Annotated in this window: 14 protein-coding genes; 9 read left to right on the forward strand and 5 right to left on the reverse strand. The window is 66.3% G+C overall.

Annotated elements, in window-relative coordinates:
• Positions 1–2: 2 nt before the first annotated feature.
• Positions 3–587 (forward strand): DUF488 domain-containing protein, encoded by a 585-nt coding sequence (locus N8H22_RS10980; RefSeq protein ID WP_264590535.1) that lies wholly within the window; start codon positions 3–5, stop codon positions 585–587.
• A 24-nt stretch (positions 588–611) separates the two neighbouring features.
• Here the strand turns inward: N8H22_RS10980 and N8H22_RS10985 are convergent, their stop codons facing one another.
• The 3 genes from N8H22_RS10985 to N8H22_RS10995 form a co-directional block, all read right to left on the reverse strand.
• Positions 612–1,448, reverse strand: coding sequence for a S1-like domain-containing RNA-binding protein (locus N8H22_RS10985; RefSeq protein WP_264590536.1), 837 nt, complete (start codon positions 1,446–1,448; stop codon positions 612–614).
• A gap of 85 nt (positions 1,449–1,533) precedes the next feature.
• Positions 1,534–3,864 carry a glucose/quinate/shikimate family membrane-bound PQQ-dependent dehydrogenase gene (locus N8H22_RS10990; RefSeq protein WP_264590537.1) on the reverse strand — a complete coding sequence of 777 codons (2,331 nt, stop codon included), beginning with the start codon at positions 3,862–3,864 and terminating at the stop codon, positions 1,534–1,536.
• A gap of 178 nt (positions 3,865–4,042) precedes the next feature.
• Positions 4,043–5,188 (reverse strand): PQQ-dependent sugar dehydrogenase, encoded by a 1,146-nt coding sequence (locus N8H22_RS10995; RefSeq protein ID WP_264590538.1) that lies wholly within the window; start codon positions 5,186–5,188, stop codon positions 4,043–4,045.
• Between the two features lie 170 nt (positions 5,189–5,358).
• Between N8H22_RS10995 and N8H22_RS11000 the strand changes: the two genes are divergently transcribed.
• The 4 genes from N8H22_RS11000 (at position 5,359) to N8H22_RS11015 (ending at position 7,918) form a co-directional block, all read left to right on the forward strand.
• A complete protein-coding gene (locus tag N8H22_RS11000; RefSeq protein WP_264590539.1) occupies positions 5,359–5,535 on the forward strand; it encodes a hypothetical protein in 177 nt (58 codons plus the stop codon).
• A 101-nt stretch (positions 5,536–5,636) separates the two neighbouring features.
• Positions 5,637–6,362, forward strand: coding sequence for an RNA pseudouridine synthase (locus tag N8H22_RS11005; protein ID WP_264590540.1), 726 nt, complete (start codon positions 5,637–5,639; stop codon positions 6,360–6,362).
• Between the two features lie 159 nt (positions 6,363–6,521).
• Complete coding sequence (locus N8H22_RS11010; RefSeq protein WP_264590541.1) at positions 6,522–7,289, forward strand: PAAT family amino acid ABC transporter substrate-binding protein; 768 nt, start codon at positions 6,522–6,524, stop codon at positions 7,287–7,289.
• A gap of 77 nt (positions 7,290–7,366) precedes the next feature.
• Entirely contained in the window at positions 7,367–7,918 is a 552-nt protein-coding gene (locus tag N8H22_RS11015) for a hypothetical protein (protein WP_264590542.1), read from the forward strand.
• 35 nt (positions 7,919–7,953) lie between these two features.
• Here the strand turns inward: N8H22_RS11015 and N8H22_RS11020 are convergent, their stop codons facing one another.
• Positions 7,954–8,142, reverse strand: a complete 189-nt coding sequence (locus N8H22_RS11020; protein ID WP_264590543.1) for a hypothetical protein — start codon at positions 8,140–8,142, stop codon at positions 7,954–7,956.
• 176 nt (positions 8,143–8,318) lie between these two features.
• On the opposite strand from N8H22_RS11020, the gene N8H22_RS11025 reads away from it, so the two are divergent.
• Positions 8,319–9,185, forward strand: a complete 867-nt coding sequence (locus N8H22_RS11025; protein ID WP_264590544.1) for a DUF6279 family lipoprotein — start codon at positions 8,319–8,321, stop codon at positions 9,183–9,185.
• Here the strand turns inward: N8H22_RS11025 and N8H22_RS11030 are convergent.
• Complete coding sequence (locus tag N8H22_RS11030) at positions 9,182–13,504, reverse strand: DEAD/DEAH box helicase (protein ID WP_264590545.1); 4,323 nt, start codon at positions 13,502–13,504, stop codon at positions 9,182–9,184. The two genes, N8H22_RS11025 and N8H22_RS11030, sit on opposite strands and share 4 nt — an antisense overlap.
• Before the next feature lie 119 nt (positions 13,505–13,623).
• Here N8H22_RS11030 and N8H22_RS11035 point away from each other — a divergent pair, with 119 nt between their 5' ends.
• The 3 genes from N8H22_RS11035 (at position 13,624) to egtB (ending at position 16,068) form a co-directional block, all read left to right on the forward strand.
• Positions 13,624–13,929 carry a hypothetical protein gene (locus N8H22_RS11035; protein WP_264590546.1) on the forward strand — a complete coding sequence of 102 codons (306 nt, stop codon included), beginning with the start codon at positions 13,624–13,626 and terminating at the stop codon, positions 13,927–13,929.
• Between the two features lie 9 nt (positions 13,930–13,938).
• Positions 13,939–14,634: an SDR family oxidoreductase gene (locus N8H22_RS11040; protein ID WP_264590547.1), complete on the forward strand. Its 696-nt coding sequence runs from the start codon at positions 13,939–13,941 to the stop codon at positions 14,632–14,634.
• Positions 14,635–14,772: 138 nt separating this feature from the next.
• Positions 14,773–16,068, forward strand: a complete 1,296-nt coding sequence (egtB, locus tag N8H22_RS11045; protein WP_264590548.1) for an ergothioneine biosynthesis protein EgtB — start codon at positions 14,773–14,775, stop codon at positions 16,066–16,068.

The following is a 16,068-nucleotide window of genomic DNA, read 5'->3' on the forward strand; positions in this document are numbered from 1 at the left end:
CGATGAATACGCCGGCCACCGTCTGGACGCTCGGCCACTCGACCCGCTCGATCGACGCCTTCCTCGCGCTGCTCGGGCACTATCGGATCGAGGGGATCGCCGACGTCCGCCGTCATCCCGGTTCGCGCCGGTTGCCGCAGTTCGGTAGCGATGCACTGCGCGAGGCGCTCGCTACACGGGGCATCGCCTACGCCTGGCTGCCTGAACTGGGCGGCCGGCGCCGGCCAGCGGCCGATTCGGTCAACCGGGCCTGGCGCAACAGCTCATTTCGTGGCTACGCCGATCACCTCAAGAGCGCGGAGTTCGCCGTAGGGTTGGCGCGTCTGCTGGAGCTTGCCAGCCAGCGGCGCACGGCGATGATGTGTGCCGAAGTGCTCTGGTGGCGTTGCCACCGCTCCTTGGTGTCCGATGTGCTGAAGGTACGTGGCATCGAGGTGCTGCATATTCAGGATGAGCAGCACGCGGTCGCGCACCCCTTTACCGCGCCGGCCCGACTGGTCGACGGCGAGCTGAGCTATGTGGAGGGCGTGGGCGAACCGCTGGGCAAGGAGGCCTGGGCCGACCGGCAAACCCGGCTGGAGCTGTAGCTGCCACGCCGCCGGGCAGTGCGCTCAGGCGCGTTCGATGCGATCCGGGTGAATGACAATGCGCCCCTGTTTGTACAGACCACCGATGGCCTTCTTGAAGTTGCCCTTGCTGACGCCGAACTGACGGGCGATTTCCTCGGCCGGGCTCTTGTCGCTCAGCATCAGCACGCCCTGGTTTTCCTCGAGCTTCTGCAGAATCAACGCCTGCAGGGCATCGACTGCTTCAGTGCCCACTGGCTGCAGACTCAGGCTGATCTTGCCGTCGGCGCGCAGCTCCTTGATGAAGCCACGCTCCTGCATGCCGCCGCGCAGGAACTTGAACACCTCGTTCTTGTGGATCAGCCCCCAGTGCTGACCATTGATGATCGCCTTGAAGCCCAGATCGGTGGCTTCGACGATAAGCAGGTCCACCGCTTCGCCGACCGTATAGCGCGCTGGTGTCTTGTCCAGATAGCGGTCGAGCCGCGCGGTAGCGGTAATACGGCGCGTGCGCTTGTCCACATAGACATGCACCACGCAGTAATCGCCAACCTGCAGCGGCCGTTTCTCTTCCGAATGCGGCAGCAGCAGATCCTTGGGCAGGCCCCAGTCGAGAAAGAGCCCGACGCGGTTGATCTCGACCACCTTGAGGCTGGCGAACTCGCCGACCTGCACCTTGGGCTTTTCCGTGGTGGCGATCAGCTTGTCCTCGCTATCGAGATAGACGAACACGTTGAGCCAGTCATCCACCTCGGTCGGCGTGTCCTTCGGGATGTAGCGCTTGGGCAGCAGGATCTCGCCGTCCGGGCCGCCGTCGAGATAGAGGCCGAAACTGGTGTGCTTGACGATTGGCAGGCTGTTGAAGCGCCCGATGACGGCCATGTGCGTAAATCCCGAATCAGAAAGGCGGCGATTCTAGCAGGCGCTGCCCGCAGGGAGTGCGAGCAGCGCCGTTTGGTCGAGGGCGCTACTGCGGCAGCGCGTAGGCGATGATCGAATCGCCGGCGGCAGTGCCCAGCGAGCCGTGGCCACCGGCAACCACCAACACCATCTGCCGGCCCGAGGGGCTGCGGTAGCTCATCGGTGTCGCTTGCCCCCCGGCCGGCAAACGGGCTTTCCACAGTTCGCGACCGGTGTTCACGTCATAGGCACGCAGGTAGTAATCCAGCGTCCCGCTGAGGAAGGCCACGCCCCCCGCAGTCAGCAACGGCCCGCCAAGACTCGGCACACCCATCTTGAACGGCAGCGGCAACGGCGCCCGATCGCGCACCGTGCCGTTCTTGCGCAGCCAGTGGGTCTTACCGGTGCGCAGGTCGGCGCCGGCAATGTAGCCCCACGGTGGCGCCGTGCATGGCAGGCCGATGGGCGAGACGAAGGGTTTGAGCTCCACCGCGAAAGGCGCGCCGAAATTCTCGTTCAGAAAGGGTTCCTTGTCGGATACGTAGGTGCTCAATTCATCCTCCCGCGGCACCAGGCGGGAGGTGAAGGCCAGGTAGGCCGGGGTGCTGAAGACCATCTGCCGCACCGGATCGACCGCCACTCCGCCCCAGTTGAATACGCCGAAATTGCCCGGATACACCAGCGTGCCCTGGGTCGACGGTGGTGTGTAACGACCTTCATAGCGCAGCGAGTGAAACTGGATGTGGCAGAGCATCTGGTCGACCAGCGTGGCTCCCCACAGATCCTTGCCCTGCAACTTCGACGGCTCGTAGGACAGCGCCGAGGCTGGCTGCGTCTCGGCAACCCAGTCGCCCGCGGCAGCGCCCTGCGGCGCCGGCACCTCGTGCACCGGCAGGATGGGTTCGCCGGTCCGGCGATCGAGCACGTAGATATCGCCCTGCTTGGTCGGCGCGACCAGTGCCGGTACCACGCCGCTTTCGGTCTGGATGTCGATCAGGCTCGGCTGCGCCGGCACGTCCATGTCCCAGAGGTCATGCCGCACCGTCTGGAACACCCAACGCAGTCGGCCGCTGTCCAGTTCCAGCGCAACGATGGACGACGAGAACCGCTCGCTGTTCTCGCTGCGCTCACCGCCCCACTGGTCCGGCACCTGATTGCCCAGCGGCACGTAGACCAGCCCCAGCGCTTCGTCGGCACTCGATACGCTCCAGCTGTTGGGCGTACTGGCACTGTAGGTTTGCCCGGCGGCAAGCGGCGCAGTCTGTTCAGGGTTGCCCGGGTCCCAGTTCCATTTCAGCGCACCGCTGCGCACGTCGTAGGCGCGAATCACGCCGGACGGCTCGTGGGTGGAGACGTTGTCGTTCACCGCCCCGCCGACGATCAGCAGATCGCGCGCCACCACGGGCGGTGAGGTGGAGTAATAGAACCCCTCCTTGACGTTGGGCATATTCGCCCAGAGATTCACCTCGCCGTTGTCGCCAAAGCCGGCGCAGACCTCGCCGGTCTTCGCATCGAGGGCGATCAGGCGCGCGTCGGCGGTAGGCATGAACAGGCGCTGGCGGCAGTCCTGCGCTGGCGGCGCCTGCTCATCGAAGTGGTAAGACAGGCCGCGGCAGGTCAGATGCTGGCGGTTCACCGAGTCCGGCACCTGCGGATCGAAGCGCCAGCGCTCGGCGCCAGTCTCGGCGTCCAGCGCGATCACCAGATTGTGCGGCGTGCACAGATAGAGACTGTCGTCGATCTTGAGCGGCGTGACTTCGTAAGTGGTCTCATCCGGATCGCCAGGCCGGCGCTTGTCCCCGGTGCGGTAATGCCAGACCGGCTGCAGGCGCTCGACATTCTGCGGCGTGATCTGGGCAAGCGGTGAATAGCGCTGGCCGTGCGCGGTCCGGCCGTACGCATGCCAGTCGCCGTCTGGCACCGTCGCTTCGCTGCCGGGCGCCTGCGCCAGCGGTGCCGGCAACATGCCCTTGAGGTCGTGGCTATCATTGCCCAGCGCATATACCGCACTTGCCCCCCACAGCAGCACGGCCAGCATCAGCGGCAGCGCGGCGCCACCCCAGGCACGCATGCCGAAGTGCTGCCAACCCAGGCGCTGAGCGATCCAGGGCGTAAGCAGCCAGAGGCCAAGTGGTGCGATGAGGCTTCCGCGCGGCGCCAGTTGCCACCAGTCGAAGCCCACCTCATAGAGCGCCCAGCCCAGCGAACCGAGCATCAGCAGCGCATAGATCCACAGCGCGGCGCGTCGGCGCAGCAGCAACAGCGTCCCGGTAACCAGGAATCCTGCCGCGACGAGGGCGAAATACCAGGTGCCGCCCAGAGTGATGACCTTCACCCCGCCGACACCCAGCGCAATACCGAGGATGATGCAGAGCAACCCGCTGATGATCACCGCCACTGGCGCCTCCTTCCTGCCTTGTCAGTCGGCCTGCAGCGGCGTCCAGTCCGTTGTTGTCACACGGCGTAACGCGCACCCCAGGCCCATTGTTCGACAAGCGAACGCCCGGCCGGCAATCCGCTTACCGACAATGGACCGGCGAAGCGCCCGAAACGCTCCCCGCCAATGTCGTTGCCGTTCAAGGTTCGAGGCCAAGCCGTAGCAACCTGCCGTCGGCGGCATCGGTAAGCAGGTAGAGGTAGCCATCCGGGCCGAGGCGGACATCGCGAATACGCTCGCCCAGTTCTGCCAGCAGACGTTCCTCATGCACCACGCGGTCGCCATCCAGCTGCAGGCGGATCAATGCCTGCGCGGAAAGCGCACCGATGAACAGGTTGTGCTGCCAGGCGGCGAAGCGCTCGGCATCGTAGAACGCCATGCCGCTGATGGCCGGCGATTTCTTCCACACGTGCAGCGGTGGCTCGGTCCCCTCGACGGCTTCGCCCTTCGCCTCGGGAATCGGTAACAGGCTGTAGTTGATGCCGTGGGTCGCCAGCGGCCAGCCGTAGTTCTTTCCCGGCTGCGGAATGTTGATTTCGTCGCCGCCCCGTGGGCCATGCTCGTGAGTCCAGAGCGCGCCGCTCCAGGGATTGAGCGCCGCCCCCTGCTGGTTGCGGTGGCCGTAGGACCAGATCTCCGGCCGCACGCCGGAGCGCCCGACGAAGGGATTGTCCGGCGGGACCTCGCCATCAGGACGGATACGCACCAGCTTGCCCTGGAGCTTGTCCAGATCCTGGGCGGTGGCGCGCTGGTTGTTCTCACCCAGGGCGACGAAGAGATTGCCGTCATGATCGAACACCAGCCGCGAACCGAAGTGCGCACCGTTGGACAGCCGAGGCTGCTGGCGGAAGATCACCTGGAAATCCTCCAGCCGTGAATGATCGTCGCTCAAGCGACCGCGCCCCACCGTAGTGCCGGCCAGCCCGTCCTCGCCGGCTTCGGCATAGCTGAGATAGACCAGTCGATCACGCTGGAACTCGGGCGACAGCTGCACATCGAGCAAGCCGCCCTGGCCGCGGTCATAAACCTCGGGCACGCCGGCCAGCAGCGCCGATAATGACCCGTCCAGACCAACCAGCCGCAGGCGACCGGGGCGTTCGGTCACCAGCAGCCGCTTCTGGTCCGGCAGAAAGGCCAGCGACCAGGGGTTTTCCAGGCCAACGGCGACTTCTTCCAGCCGCAGCGTACCCAGCTCGCTTGCGTAGCGCTGCGGCTCGACTGCCGAGGCCAGGCTGGTGGCGACGGCTAAACCTGCGAACAAGACGGCAATGGCACGGCGCGACATAAGGACTCTCCCGCGGAATCGACGGTCCAGAGGACAGCTTCAGTAAAGAACAAGGAAGCCACACTCGCCTGCCAGTACGACCGAGGCGACTGCTCAGCGGAAAACCAGACAAAAGTCAACCAAATCTGTATAATGCCCGGTTCGACTGATAAACGGAAAAAGTGAACCCCATGGCCACTAAAGCCGCTGCCAAGCGCAAGCCCGAACCTGCATTTGAAACCAGCCAGTCTCTCGCCGCCCAGATGGCAGCCTTCCTCAAGGCCGGTGGTGAAGTTCAACAGATCCCCAACGGGGTCAGCGGCCAGACCCAAGGCCCATCGCGTCAGATCACCATCAGCAAGAAGTGATCGGCTGACTCTGCAATAGAAACGCCCTCGGCGAGCTTGTGCCTTCTGTGCATCGGCTCGCCGCGTTTTTTCCAGCCTTTGCCCCGCCTTCCGAGCGCTCCATGACCGAACCCGTACGCCTGTCCAAACGCCTCGCCGAACAGCTTGGTTGCTCTCGGCGTGAGGCCGAACTGTATATCGAGGGAGGCTGGGTGACGGTCGACGATCAGCTGGTACAGGCGCCGTTTCTCAAGGTCCTGCCGGCGCAACGCCTCGATCTGCTGCCCGGCGCGAAGGCGACCGAAGTGCCACCGGTCACCCTGCTGATGCACAAACCCGCTGGCCAGGCCGTGCCGCAGGACGCCGCAGCTGCGCTGCAGCTGCTCACTGCCGCCGGTCACTGGGCGGACGATCCAAGTCCGATCCAGCCGCTGCAGCGGCATCTGTTGCGACAGAACTTGCTGCTGCCCATGGCAGACGAGGCCAGTGGCCTGGTGGTGTTCAGCCAGCAGCGCGAGGTAATCCGCCTGCTGACCGATGCGCGCAGCAAGCTCGAACAGGAGTTCATCGTCGAGGTCAGTGGCGAGCCCGAAGCCAACGGCCTCGCGCTGCTCGGCCAGGGTATCGGCCATCGCGGCAAGATTCTGCCCAAGGCCAAGGCCAGCTGGCAGAACGAAACCCATCTGCGCCTGGCGATCAAGCAGCCGCAGCCTGGCGAACTGCGCATGCTCTGTGAAGCGATCGGCCTGCGCGTGCTCGGCTATAAACGCATCCGCATCGGCCGGCTGTCGATGGCCAAGCTGCCGGTCGGGCAGTGGCGCTTTCTTGGCGAACACGAGCGGTTCTGAACCCGCCATTCGGCGGCGAGCATTACCGCAAGCCCGCCTGCCGCCGCACACGCGCTTGCAGTACCGGTAAGGCTGAACCAGTCTTACCGAGGTGCTGTCCGACGACAGCACCTCATCGAATTCGCACCGCGAGTTCGCCTGCCGTCCATCGGAACACTGATGCCAAGACTGCTGTTGTTGCTGCTGCTCTGCTCGTCGACTGCCCAGGCGGCTGAGCGGGTCGAGGTTTGGACCTATCACGCATCGCCCCCCTTCGCCAGCGAGCAGAGTCCGGGCTTGTCCGAAACGCTGGTGGAGTTGCTCAACCAGCACCCGTCCAACAACGGCCGCTATTTCTTCGCACTCAGCCAACTACCGCGCAAGCGCCTCGATGCTCGTCTCGCCGGGAACAAGCCAGGCGTGCTGCTATGGGCGACGCCGGAATTTTTCCCCAGCCGACTGATCGCCAGTTCGCATCTGACCCCGCCGCTGCTCTGCGATACCCAGGATTTCGTGTCGCTAGCCACTCGCCCATTCGACTACGACGGCCCGGGCTCGCTTCACGGTTACCGCCTCGGCGGCGTGCTCGGGCATCGCTATCAGGCACTGCAAGCCGACATCGAGCGGCAGCTGATCCATCGGGAAGATGTGCACTCCGATCTGCAGAACCTGCAGAAGCTGCTCTCCAACCGTATCGACGTGATCCTGCTGCCACGCTCCGCGCGGCTGTTCTACGAAACAACCGAGGTGGCGGCTGAACGCCTGCACGTGTCGACCGTGCCCCTCTACAGCTTCGAACGCCACATCCTCACCACCGCGACTCTCAATCCTGCGGCGACCCAGTTCATTCAGCAGCTGATCGCCGACCTCCCCCAGAGCGCGCGCTGGCAGACCCTGCTGCGCCGTTACGGCCTGCAACGGATGAGCGCACCCTGCGCGGTCTATTGAGCGGACGCAGGCGGCTCTGGCGAATCGAGGTGCGCACGGCCCATACTGGCGCAAACAAAAGGAGAGCGAGTTCACAAATGAGACACGCCCTGGCGATCGCGCTGCTGATGACCCTGAGCGGCTGCGCCACTCAAACCTGCGACCAGCCCTGGAGCGGCAGTGCTTGTCGGGCCGAGCGGCTGCTCTACCAGAACGACCTGCTACAGGCGAAGATCCTGATTTCGGTAGGCGATGAGGAAGGCTACGAACTGGCCGATGCCCTGCTCGATCGCAGCGCCGCGCAGGATCGACGCGGCGAAACGGAGTTCTACAAGGCACTACTGATGATCCGCCAGGGGCCTGAGCCGTCCGAAGTGCTGCAACTGCTGGAGAAGGCCAAGCGCAAGGGCCATCCGCATGCGGTTGCCCTGCTCTACAAGATCTACATGGAACCCTATCTCGTCGACGAACGCGACATCGCCAAAGCGGACCGGTATCGCGAAGCCTATGCTCATCTGGATGTTGCCCAGAGCGGCTACCCGTCCTTCGAGAAGGCTCTGGCTCTGGTGTCTCAGCTGGTCGAGCCGCCGCCACCGGCATCCGAGTACCGCGCGCCCTGTCCCCAGCACTGCCTGGAAAAAGCACGCTAATCCGATGCGCGCAGCGTCGGCGCCTGCACGGCCCGTTACGGGGCTGGTGTCTGCGACAGCCGCGGCTCCTGCTTGCCATCAGCCACCGCACGCGCTTGCGCCTCGGTGGCGTAGGGCCCGCCAATCAGCGTGCCGTCGAGCTCCACGATCCAGCAGACGACCCAGGTCGGTCGCCAGGCTTGGGGTACATCGTCACCGCTGAGGTACTTGATCTGCAGGGACATGGCGTTTCTCCACGGCTGGTCAGGCAAGTCGCCGCCCGGTTCCGGTGCAGGCGGCCCATACAGGGAAGACCATGCGCGCGACGGTTTCTCTTCTCGCAGCCGACGGAAGCGCGCTCACGCGAACCGCAACCGAGGCGCGCGTTCTACAGAACGGGTGATACAGGCGAGGATCTGCAATGCGTTCCACCAGCCGCGTGCTTCCGCTGATACTGCTTTCCTGCCTGGTACTGGCCGGCTGCAGTCGCGCAACGCTGGTCTATAGCAACCTCGACCTGCTGGTGCCCTGGACACTCAACGACTATCTGGATCTCGATCGGCGTCAGAAGGGCGAGCTACGCGGGCGGCTGCGTGAGCATCTGGCCTGGCACTGCAGCACGCAACTGCCGGAGATTCTGGTCGGCCTGGAGCAACTGGAACGCAAAAGCGCCAGCGGCCAGCTGAATCAGCACGACCTGGAATCGCACTACCAGCGGGCGCACGAGGCCATGCGCACCATTGCCGTGGAGATCACGCCGACCGCCAGCGAACTGCTGCGCGCACTGAATGATGAACAGGTGCAGGAACTACGCGCGGCGCTGGCGGAGAACCGCCGCGAGCACCGCGAGAAATACCTGACTCCGCCGTTGCCACAGCAGATTCGCGAGCGCGCCGAACGCATGCAGGACCGCCTGCAATTCTGGTTCGGCGAGCTGAGTGCCGCGCAGCGCCAGCGCGTGCTGCTCTGGGCGCACACCCTGGGCGAGCAGAACCGCCGCTGGCTGGAGAGCCGCGAGCGCTGGCAGACGATGCTGCTCGGCGCCGTGGAACAACGCCACCGTGAAGACTTCGATGCCCGTATCGCCCAGCTCTTGCAGGAGCGTGAAGCACTCCTGAGCGCAAGCGATCGGGCCGACTTGCGGCGCGCCGAGCAGGCAGGCCTGAAGCTGGTCGCCGATCTTTACCAACTGGCTGACGAGGCGCAGCGCGCACACCTCACCGGACGGCTGGCGAACCTGCAGGCGGACTTTGCTTCGCTGCGATGCCTGCCCCCGTCCAATGCCTAACGTCGCGGTACCGCCAGCAGTCGCCTGACATCACGTTGTGCGGGCTCGTCCAGCTCGACAAGCATGTGCGGCTTGCCCGCCACCAGCACCGCCAGCGGTACACCATCGCGAAAGAGAATGCGGTTGCCAGCCAACGCCGGCACCCTGGTCCCGGGCAACAGGGTGCCGAGTTGATTCAGCGGGTCGACTGCCGAAACCGCCAGCCACTCACCTGAGACTGGCCGCTTGCGCACCTCACGCAGCAGGCCGAGCGCTTCCGGCAGGGCGAACTGCTCGCCCGCCACGCCAGCGACGAAGCGCCCACCGCGTATTTCGCCACGAGCCTCCAGGCGGTGATAGACCCGTAGCAGTTCGCGCCACGGTGGCAACCAGTCGGCCTCGCGTGCCAGCAGCCGCCAGAACACCACACCGTAGCGACGCAGCAGTACCCGAGCGATATGCTCCAGCGCCTCCGGATCGACGCTGGTCCGCCCATGCGGCGTCTCGTCAACCGGGCCGGTTTTGCGCACCACCGCCCAGCGTCCGGCATCGGCCATACCGCCGATGAAGGCGCCACCGCGGGTGCGTCGAGCGGTGCGCGAGCGCTTGCTGGCCGGCGTCAGCAGCGCACGCAAGCCAGCAAAGCTGTCGGCATTGACCAGCCCCACCGATACCAGCTCGCCGAGGGCATCCTCCAGCTCGCTGCGCAGCAGATGCGCCTCGTGCTGCAGCTCATCGAAGAACAGCGCGCCCTGCGAGCACAGGCAATCGAATACCCGCTGCGCCCGTGACGACAGTTCCGGTGCCGGCGCATCGGCCGCCAGCGTGTACCAGGCCTTCAGCTGGCGGCGCGGCAGCAGCACGACCGGCGTACCACGCACCGGACCGCCACTGGCTTTCAGTCGCCCGGCAAGGCGCGTCCAGACGATGCGACCGGAACGGCACAGTTCGTCCAGCCAGCTGCTGCCGTAATCCTTCAGCCGTGCCGGCAGCAGATCGGCTTCCCAGGCTGCTGCCGGCGCCTGGAAGCCTTCCAATTGCTCGATTACCGTGGCCAGCGCCTCTCGGCCCTGCATGCGGGTGGCGGCACAAAGATGTTGCCAGTCGACGAGAAAACGCATGAAGTCCGCGCGCTCAACCGGCTCGATCTCGCGCCGCAGGCGCTTGACCGTGTAGCGATGGATACGCGCCAGCAGATGCCGCTCGCACCACTCTTCCTCCACCGCGCCAGGCGTAAAGCGCCCGCGCAGTACGTAGCCCTGGCTTTCCAGACGGGTCAGCGCCAGCGCAACCGCTGAGGCCGGCAGCGCCAGCGGCCGGGCAATCAGCGGCACCGGCAACGGGCCGAAGCCGCTCAGTCGCGCGCGGATCAGCTCGACCAGCGCCTCGTCTTCCGTGAACGATTGGTCGTGCCCGGCCGGCGGCTGCAGGCGCGGCTCGCAGGGCGCCTGCGGGTAGATCGCGCGCAGCCACGCCAACCGTTCCAGCGGCAGCCACAGCGCACGGTCATGGGCGACCTGCAGGCGCGTCGCCCGTCCGCCGTGCGCCAGCTCGGCGAGCCATTGCAGCCACATCGGCTGCGCCGCGGCCTCGGCTTCGGCGATGCAGCCCAGCGCGGTCAGCGCCTCGTGCATCTCATCGGCGGTGCGCGCCTCGGGCCAGGCCTCGTCACGCACTGCGGCGATGGCATCCGCGTCCAGCGCGCCGAGATCGTCGGTCGATTCCGGATCGCTCCAACGCCGGGCGAGTACCGCCTGGGTGCGTCGCTCCTCCAGCGGCGCGTCATCGAGAAAGGCGTAGGGCCGCGCGCCGAGCACCTCCATCGCCAGCGGCGACGGTGCCGGCAGGTCGCGCGCCAGCAGCTCCACTTCACCGCGCTCCATGCGCCGCAGTAGCGCCAGCCAGCCTTCGCTGTCCATCGCCTCGTGCAGGCAATCGTCGAGGGTCTGCGCCACCAGCGGATGCTCGGGAATCTCACGCTCGCCGACGATGTTCTCCAGGCAGGCCACCTGATCGGGGAACACCGTGGCCAGCAGGTCTTCGCTCTTCATCCGCTGCAGCTGCGGCGCCACCTTGCGCCCGCCGGCCATGCGCGGCAGCGCCAGAGCGGTGGTGGCGATCCAGCGCCAGCGCACGCCGAACAACGGCGCGTCGAGCAGCGCCTGGATCAATACCTGTTCGGCACTCGCCGAATGCAGGTAGCGCCAGACCTCATCCAGCGCAAAGCTGTGGCTGGTGGACAGCGAAAGGATGATGGCGTCCTCGGTGGCCGCCGCCTGCAGCTCGAAGTTGAAGGTGCGGCAGAAGCGCTTGCGCAGCGCCAGGCCCCAGGCGCGGTTGATGCGACTGCCATAGGGCGAGTGGATCACCAGCTGGGTGCCGCCGGACTCGTCGAAGAAGCGCTCCATGACCAGCCGTTGCTGAGTCGGCAGCGCGCCCAGCGCCGAGCGCGCGCGGGCCAGGTATTCGACGATCTGTCGCGCCGCCGGCTCGGCGAGGCCGAGCACGTCCAGCAGCCAGGCGATCGCCGGTTCGAGACGCGAGGCGCCCGTCTGCTCGGCCGCCGCCAGTCGCTGGTCGATCTCCCCGCGCAGACGCGCCACGGCGAAGGACAGCTCGTCGCTGCGCCCCGGCGCTTCGCCGAGCCAGAACGGAATGTTCGGCGGCTGGCCCTGGGCATCCTCGACACGCACCCGCCCCGCCTCGATCCTGAGAATGCGATAGGACGTATTGCCCAGCTGGAACACATCGCCGGCCAGGCTCTCCACCGCGAAGTCTTCATTGACCGTGCCGATGTTCAGCCCCTGCGGTTCGAGCAGCACGGCGTAGTCGGCGTTGTCGGCGATGGTGCCGCCGGAGGTCAGCGCGATCAGCCGCCCGCCGCGCCGGCCACGCAGGCTGCGGGTCACCAGATCGCGATGCAGATAGGCCCCGCGTGGGCCGTGACGGGTGGTATAGCCCTCGGCAAGCATCCGCAGCAGCGCCTGGTAAGTCGTCTCGGCCAGCCCGGCATAAGGCATGGCGCGACGGATCAGCACCAGCAGCGCGTCCTCACCCCATTCACTGCAGGCCACCTCGGCGACGATCTGCTGGGCCAGCACATCCAGCGGCGCCTGGGGAATCTTCAGGGTATCCAGCTCGCCACGGCGCACTGCGTCGAGCAGCGCGGCGCACTCGATCAGATCGTCACGGGAGCTGGGAAACAGCCGCCCCTTGGACACACCAAACACTTGGTGGCCAGCCCGTCCGACCCGCTGCAGGAAGGCCGAGATAGAGCGCGGCGAGCCGAGCTGGCAGACCAGTTCCACGTCGCCGATGTCGATACCCAGCTCCAGCGAGGCGGTAGCCACCAGCACCCGCAGGTCGCCGCGTTTGAGCTTCTGCTCGGCGGCCAGCCGCTGCTCGCGGGCCAGGCTGCCGTGGTGCGCGGCCACCACGGCGCTGCCCAGTCGCTCGGACAGATGCCGCGTGGTGCGCTCGGCCATGCGCCGCGTGTTGACGAACACCAGGGTGGTGCGATGCTCGCCGGCCAGCGTCGCCAGGCGGTCGTAGACCAGCTCCCAGGCATCGTTGCTCATCATCGCTTCGAGCGACACCGGCGATACTTCCAGCGCCAGATCGCGCGCACGGCCATGACCGATATCGACGACCTCGCACGGCCGCCCGGCGCCGACCAGGAATTGCGCGACGGCTTCGATCGGCTTCTGCGTCGCCGACAGTCCAACCCGCACCAGTGGCCTGTTGCAGAGTGCCTCCAGCCGCTCCAGAGACAACGCCAGATGACTACCGCGCTTGTTGCCGGCGATGGCGTGAATCTCGTCGACGATCACGCTCTGCACGTCCGCCAGCATCTGCCGGCCGGATTCCGAGCCGAGCAGCACGTAAAGCGATTCCGGCGTGGTGACGAGGATGTGCGGCACCCGCTTGCGCAGCGCCGCCCGTTCGGCCTGAGGCGTGTCGCCGGTGCGCACGGCGGTGCGGATCTCCAGCGGCGGCAGACCGAGACGCTGGAGTTCGGCGGTAACGCCGGCGAGCGGCTCTTCCAGATTGATGTGGATGTCGTTGGACAGCGCCTTGAGCGGCGAGACGTAGAGCACCCGTGTGGCATCGGCCAACCCGCCCTCGGCCAGACCCTGCTGCACCAGCGCGTCGATGGCGGCGAGAAAGGCGGTCAGCGTCTTGCCCGAGCCGGTCGGTGCGGCGACCAGCGTCGAGCGCCCGGCATGGATCAGCGGCCAGGCAGCCACCTGGGCTGGCGTCGGCGCGGGAAAGCTGCGGGCGAACCAGCCGGCCACGGCGGGATGGAAGCGGCTCAACGGATCAGAACAAGGCGTGCTCATGCCGATGAATATGGTGGTGCCCCGGCCTTTGCACAAGCGACAGCCGGTCGGTAACCGGGAAACGGCCCGCGACTATGGCGGTCAACCTTCAGACATCCGCAACGCCACGGAGACGACCCATGACCACGACCCCGCTCAGCCTCGATAACGCCATGCAGCTGGCCGCCGAAGCCTTCTTGCCCTGTGGCTGCGTGACCAGCGCCAACCCCGAGGATGACAGCTTCGGCTTCACCGTGATGAACGGCAACGGCGAGGAAATCACACGGGTTGCGCAGGTGCGCGACTACGCCGACCCGCTGCGCGTGGCCCATGTGATCGAGCAGACCCGTCAGGAGCTAATCGACAAGGGCTGCACCCTCGAGCCGTGGACGATGCCCTTCATCACCGACGCCAGCGCCATCCCGGAAACCACACCGAACTACTGAGGACGCGGCATGAGCGATCCCGTGTTGTTGATCACCGGCGCCTCCTCCGGCATCGGTGCGGCCACCGCGCGACTGGCGGCCAAGGCTGGCTACCGCGTGGCGCTCGCCGCGCGTTCGACGGACAAGCTGCAACAGCTGGTCGACGAGATCGGCGCCGAGCGCGCCCTCGCGATCCGCTGCGACGTGACCGATTACGATGAGCAGCAGGCCATGGTGCAGCGCGTAGTGGAGCATTTCGGACAGCTCGATGCGGTATACGCCAACGCCGGCATCCCCGGCTGCGAAGGCGGTTTCAGCGGCGCCGATCCCGAAGTGTGGAAAGCCATGCTGCTGACCAACGTCTACGGCGTCGGGCTGACCCTGCGCTGTACGCTGGCCGCCCTCAAGGCCCGCCGCGGCCACCTGCTACTCACCGGCTCGGCGGCCGGACGGTTCGTCATCCCCGGCTCCATGTACAGCGCCAGCAAGTGGGCCGTGACCGGTATGGGCCTGAGCGTGCGCGAGGAACTGCGCGGCAGCGGCGTGCGGGTCACGCTGATCGAGCCGGGCATGGTCGACACGCCGTTGTTCGACGAGCCGCCAGCCTATGCGCTGCAGCCTGATGACGTCGCGCGGGCGGTGGTCTATGCGCTGTCGCAACCGCCACACGTGGACGTCAACGAAATCCTGATCCGCCCGACACCGCCGCTCGACACGGCACGCTGAGCGGGGCCGGCAGCGCCAACGCTGGTGGCCTGCTTCACTCAAAGGCGTAATCGCGGCTCGGCAGAAAACTTTCCGTCGCGCTTCGGGTCGCTATTGAGGGCGGCGTTTGGCGGCCCGTAACGGAATGGGGGTACGTCCATGGGCAACCTGGCACACCAGCCGCATCACCAGGTTTCAAGCGCCGAACTGGACCAGCTGCAACAGCGTTTCAGTCACGTTCGCGCCGTCAGCAAGGCCATCTGCGCACCGTTGCAGATCGAGGATTACATCATCCAGAGCATGCCGGAGGTCAGCCCGCCAAAGTGGCACCTGGCGCATGTCAGCTGGTTCTTCGAGACGTTCCTGCTCAAGCCCTATCTCAACGGCTACCGACCGCTGCATGAGACCTACGACCACCTCTTCAACTCCTATTACCAGACCCACGGCGTGCCCTTCCCACGTGCCCGACGCGGGCTGATCTCACGGCCCGGCGTGGACGAGATCTATCGCTACCGTAGCCATGTCGACCAGGCGATGGGCGAACTGCTCGCCGCGCCCCCGCGCGAACATGTCGGCGAGATCGCCCGGCGCATCGAGCTCGGCCTGCAGCACGAGCAGCAGCACCAGGAGCTGCTGCTGATGGACATCAAGCACATCCTTGCGCAGAACCCGCTGCACCCGGTGTACCGCAGCGACCTGCAAGCGGCGCCGCGTCGGACGCTGGAACGCCAGCACTGGTACGACTATGCCGGCGGCGTGGTCGAGATCGGTCATGCCGGCGATGGCTTCGCCTTCGACTGCGAGACGCCGCGTCACCGCCAGTTCGTCGAAGACTTCCAGCTCGCCGAACGCCTGGTGAGCAACGGCGAATACCTGTCGTTCATCGCCGACGGCGGCTACACCCGCCCGGAACTGTGGCTCTCCGACGGCTGGGATCTGATCCAGCAAGCCGGCTGGCATGCACCGCTGTACTGGCAGCGCGATGACGGCCTCTGGTACGAGATGACTCTGGGCGGGCTGCAGCCGCTGGAACTCGATGCGCCGGTGTGCCACCTCAGCTACTACGAGGCCGATGCCTTTGCGCGCTGGAGCGGCGCACGGCTACCCAGCGAAGCGGAATGGGAGCTGGCGGCATCCGATGTGCCGCAGCACGGCAATTTCCTCGAGAGCGATCACCTGCAGCCAGTGGCCGCCGCTTGTGCAGCAGGCGCGCCGGTGCAGTTGTATGGCGACGTCTGGGAATGGACCGCCAGTGCCTACCTGCCTTATCCGGGCTTCCGCCCGCTACCCGGCAGCCTCGGCGAATACAACGGCAAGTTCATGTCCGGGCAGATGGTGCTGCGTGGTGGCTGCTGCGTAACCCCTGCCACCCATATCCGCGCTACTTACCGCAATTTCTTCCAACCCGCGATGCGCTGGCAGTTCGCCGGCCTGCGCCTGGCCCGAGGGCTCTGA

This window comes from Stutzerimonas sp. S1 (genome assembly GCF_025966695.1).
Taxonomy (GTDB): Bacteria; Pseudomonadota; Gammaproteobacteria; order Pseudomonadales; family Pseudomonadaceae; genus Stutzerimonas.

Bases quoted from the DNA above. Each gene is read 5' to 3' on its own strand.
- N8H22_RS10980 (WP_264590535.1), top strand. From the start codon at position 3: ATGAATACGCCGGCCACCGTCTGGACGCTCGGCCACTCGACCCGCTCG.
- N8H22_RS10985 (WP_264590536.1), bottom strand. From the start codon at position 1,448: ATGGCCGTCATCGGGCGCTTCAACAGCCTGCCAATCGTCAAGCACACC.
- N8H22_RS10995 (WP_264590538.1), bottom strand. From the start codon at position 5,188: ATGTCGCGCCGTGCCATTGCCGTCTTGTTCGCAGGTTTAGCCGTCGCC.
- N8H22_RS11000 (WP_264590539.1), top strand. From the start codon at position 5,359: ATGGCCACTAAAGCCGCTGCCAAGCGCAAGCCCGAACCTGCATTTGAA.
- N8H22_RS11005 (WP_264590540.1), top strand. From the start codon at position 5,637: ATGACCGAACCCGTACGCCTGTCCAAACGCCTCGCCGAACAGCTTGGT.
- N8H22_RS11010 (WP_264590541.1), top strand. From the start codon at position 6,522: ATGCCAAGACTGCTGTTGTTGCTGCTGCTCTGCTCGTCGACTGCCCAG.
- N8H22_RS11015 (WP_264590542.1), top strand. From the start codon at position 7,367: ATGAGACACGCCCTGGCGATCGCGCTGCTGATGACCCTGAGCGGCTGC.
- N8H22_RS11020 (WP_264590543.1), bottom strand. From the start codon at position 8,142: ATGTCCCTGCAGATCAAGTACCTCAGCGGTGACGATGTACCCCAAGCC.
- N8H22_RS11025 (WP_264590544.1), top strand. From the start codon at position 8,319: ATGCGTTCCACCAGCCGCGTGCTTCCGCTGATACTGCTTTCCTGCCTG.
- N8H22_RS11030 (WP_264590545.1), bottom strand. From the start codon at position 13,504: ATGAGCACGCCTTGTTCTGATCCGTTGAGCCGCTTCCATCCCGCCGTG.
- N8H22_RS11035 (WP_264590546.1), top strand. From the start codon at position 13,624: ATGACCACGACCCCGCTCAGCCTCGATAACGCCATGCAGCTGGCCGCC.
- N8H22_RS11040 (WP_264590547.1), top strand. From the start codon at position 13,939: ATGAGCGATCCCGTGTTGTTGATCACCGGCGCCTCCTCCGGCATCGGT.
- egtB (WP_264590548.1), top strand. From the start codon at position 14,773: ATGGGCAACCTGGCACACCAGCCGCATCACCAGGTTTCAAGCGCCGAA.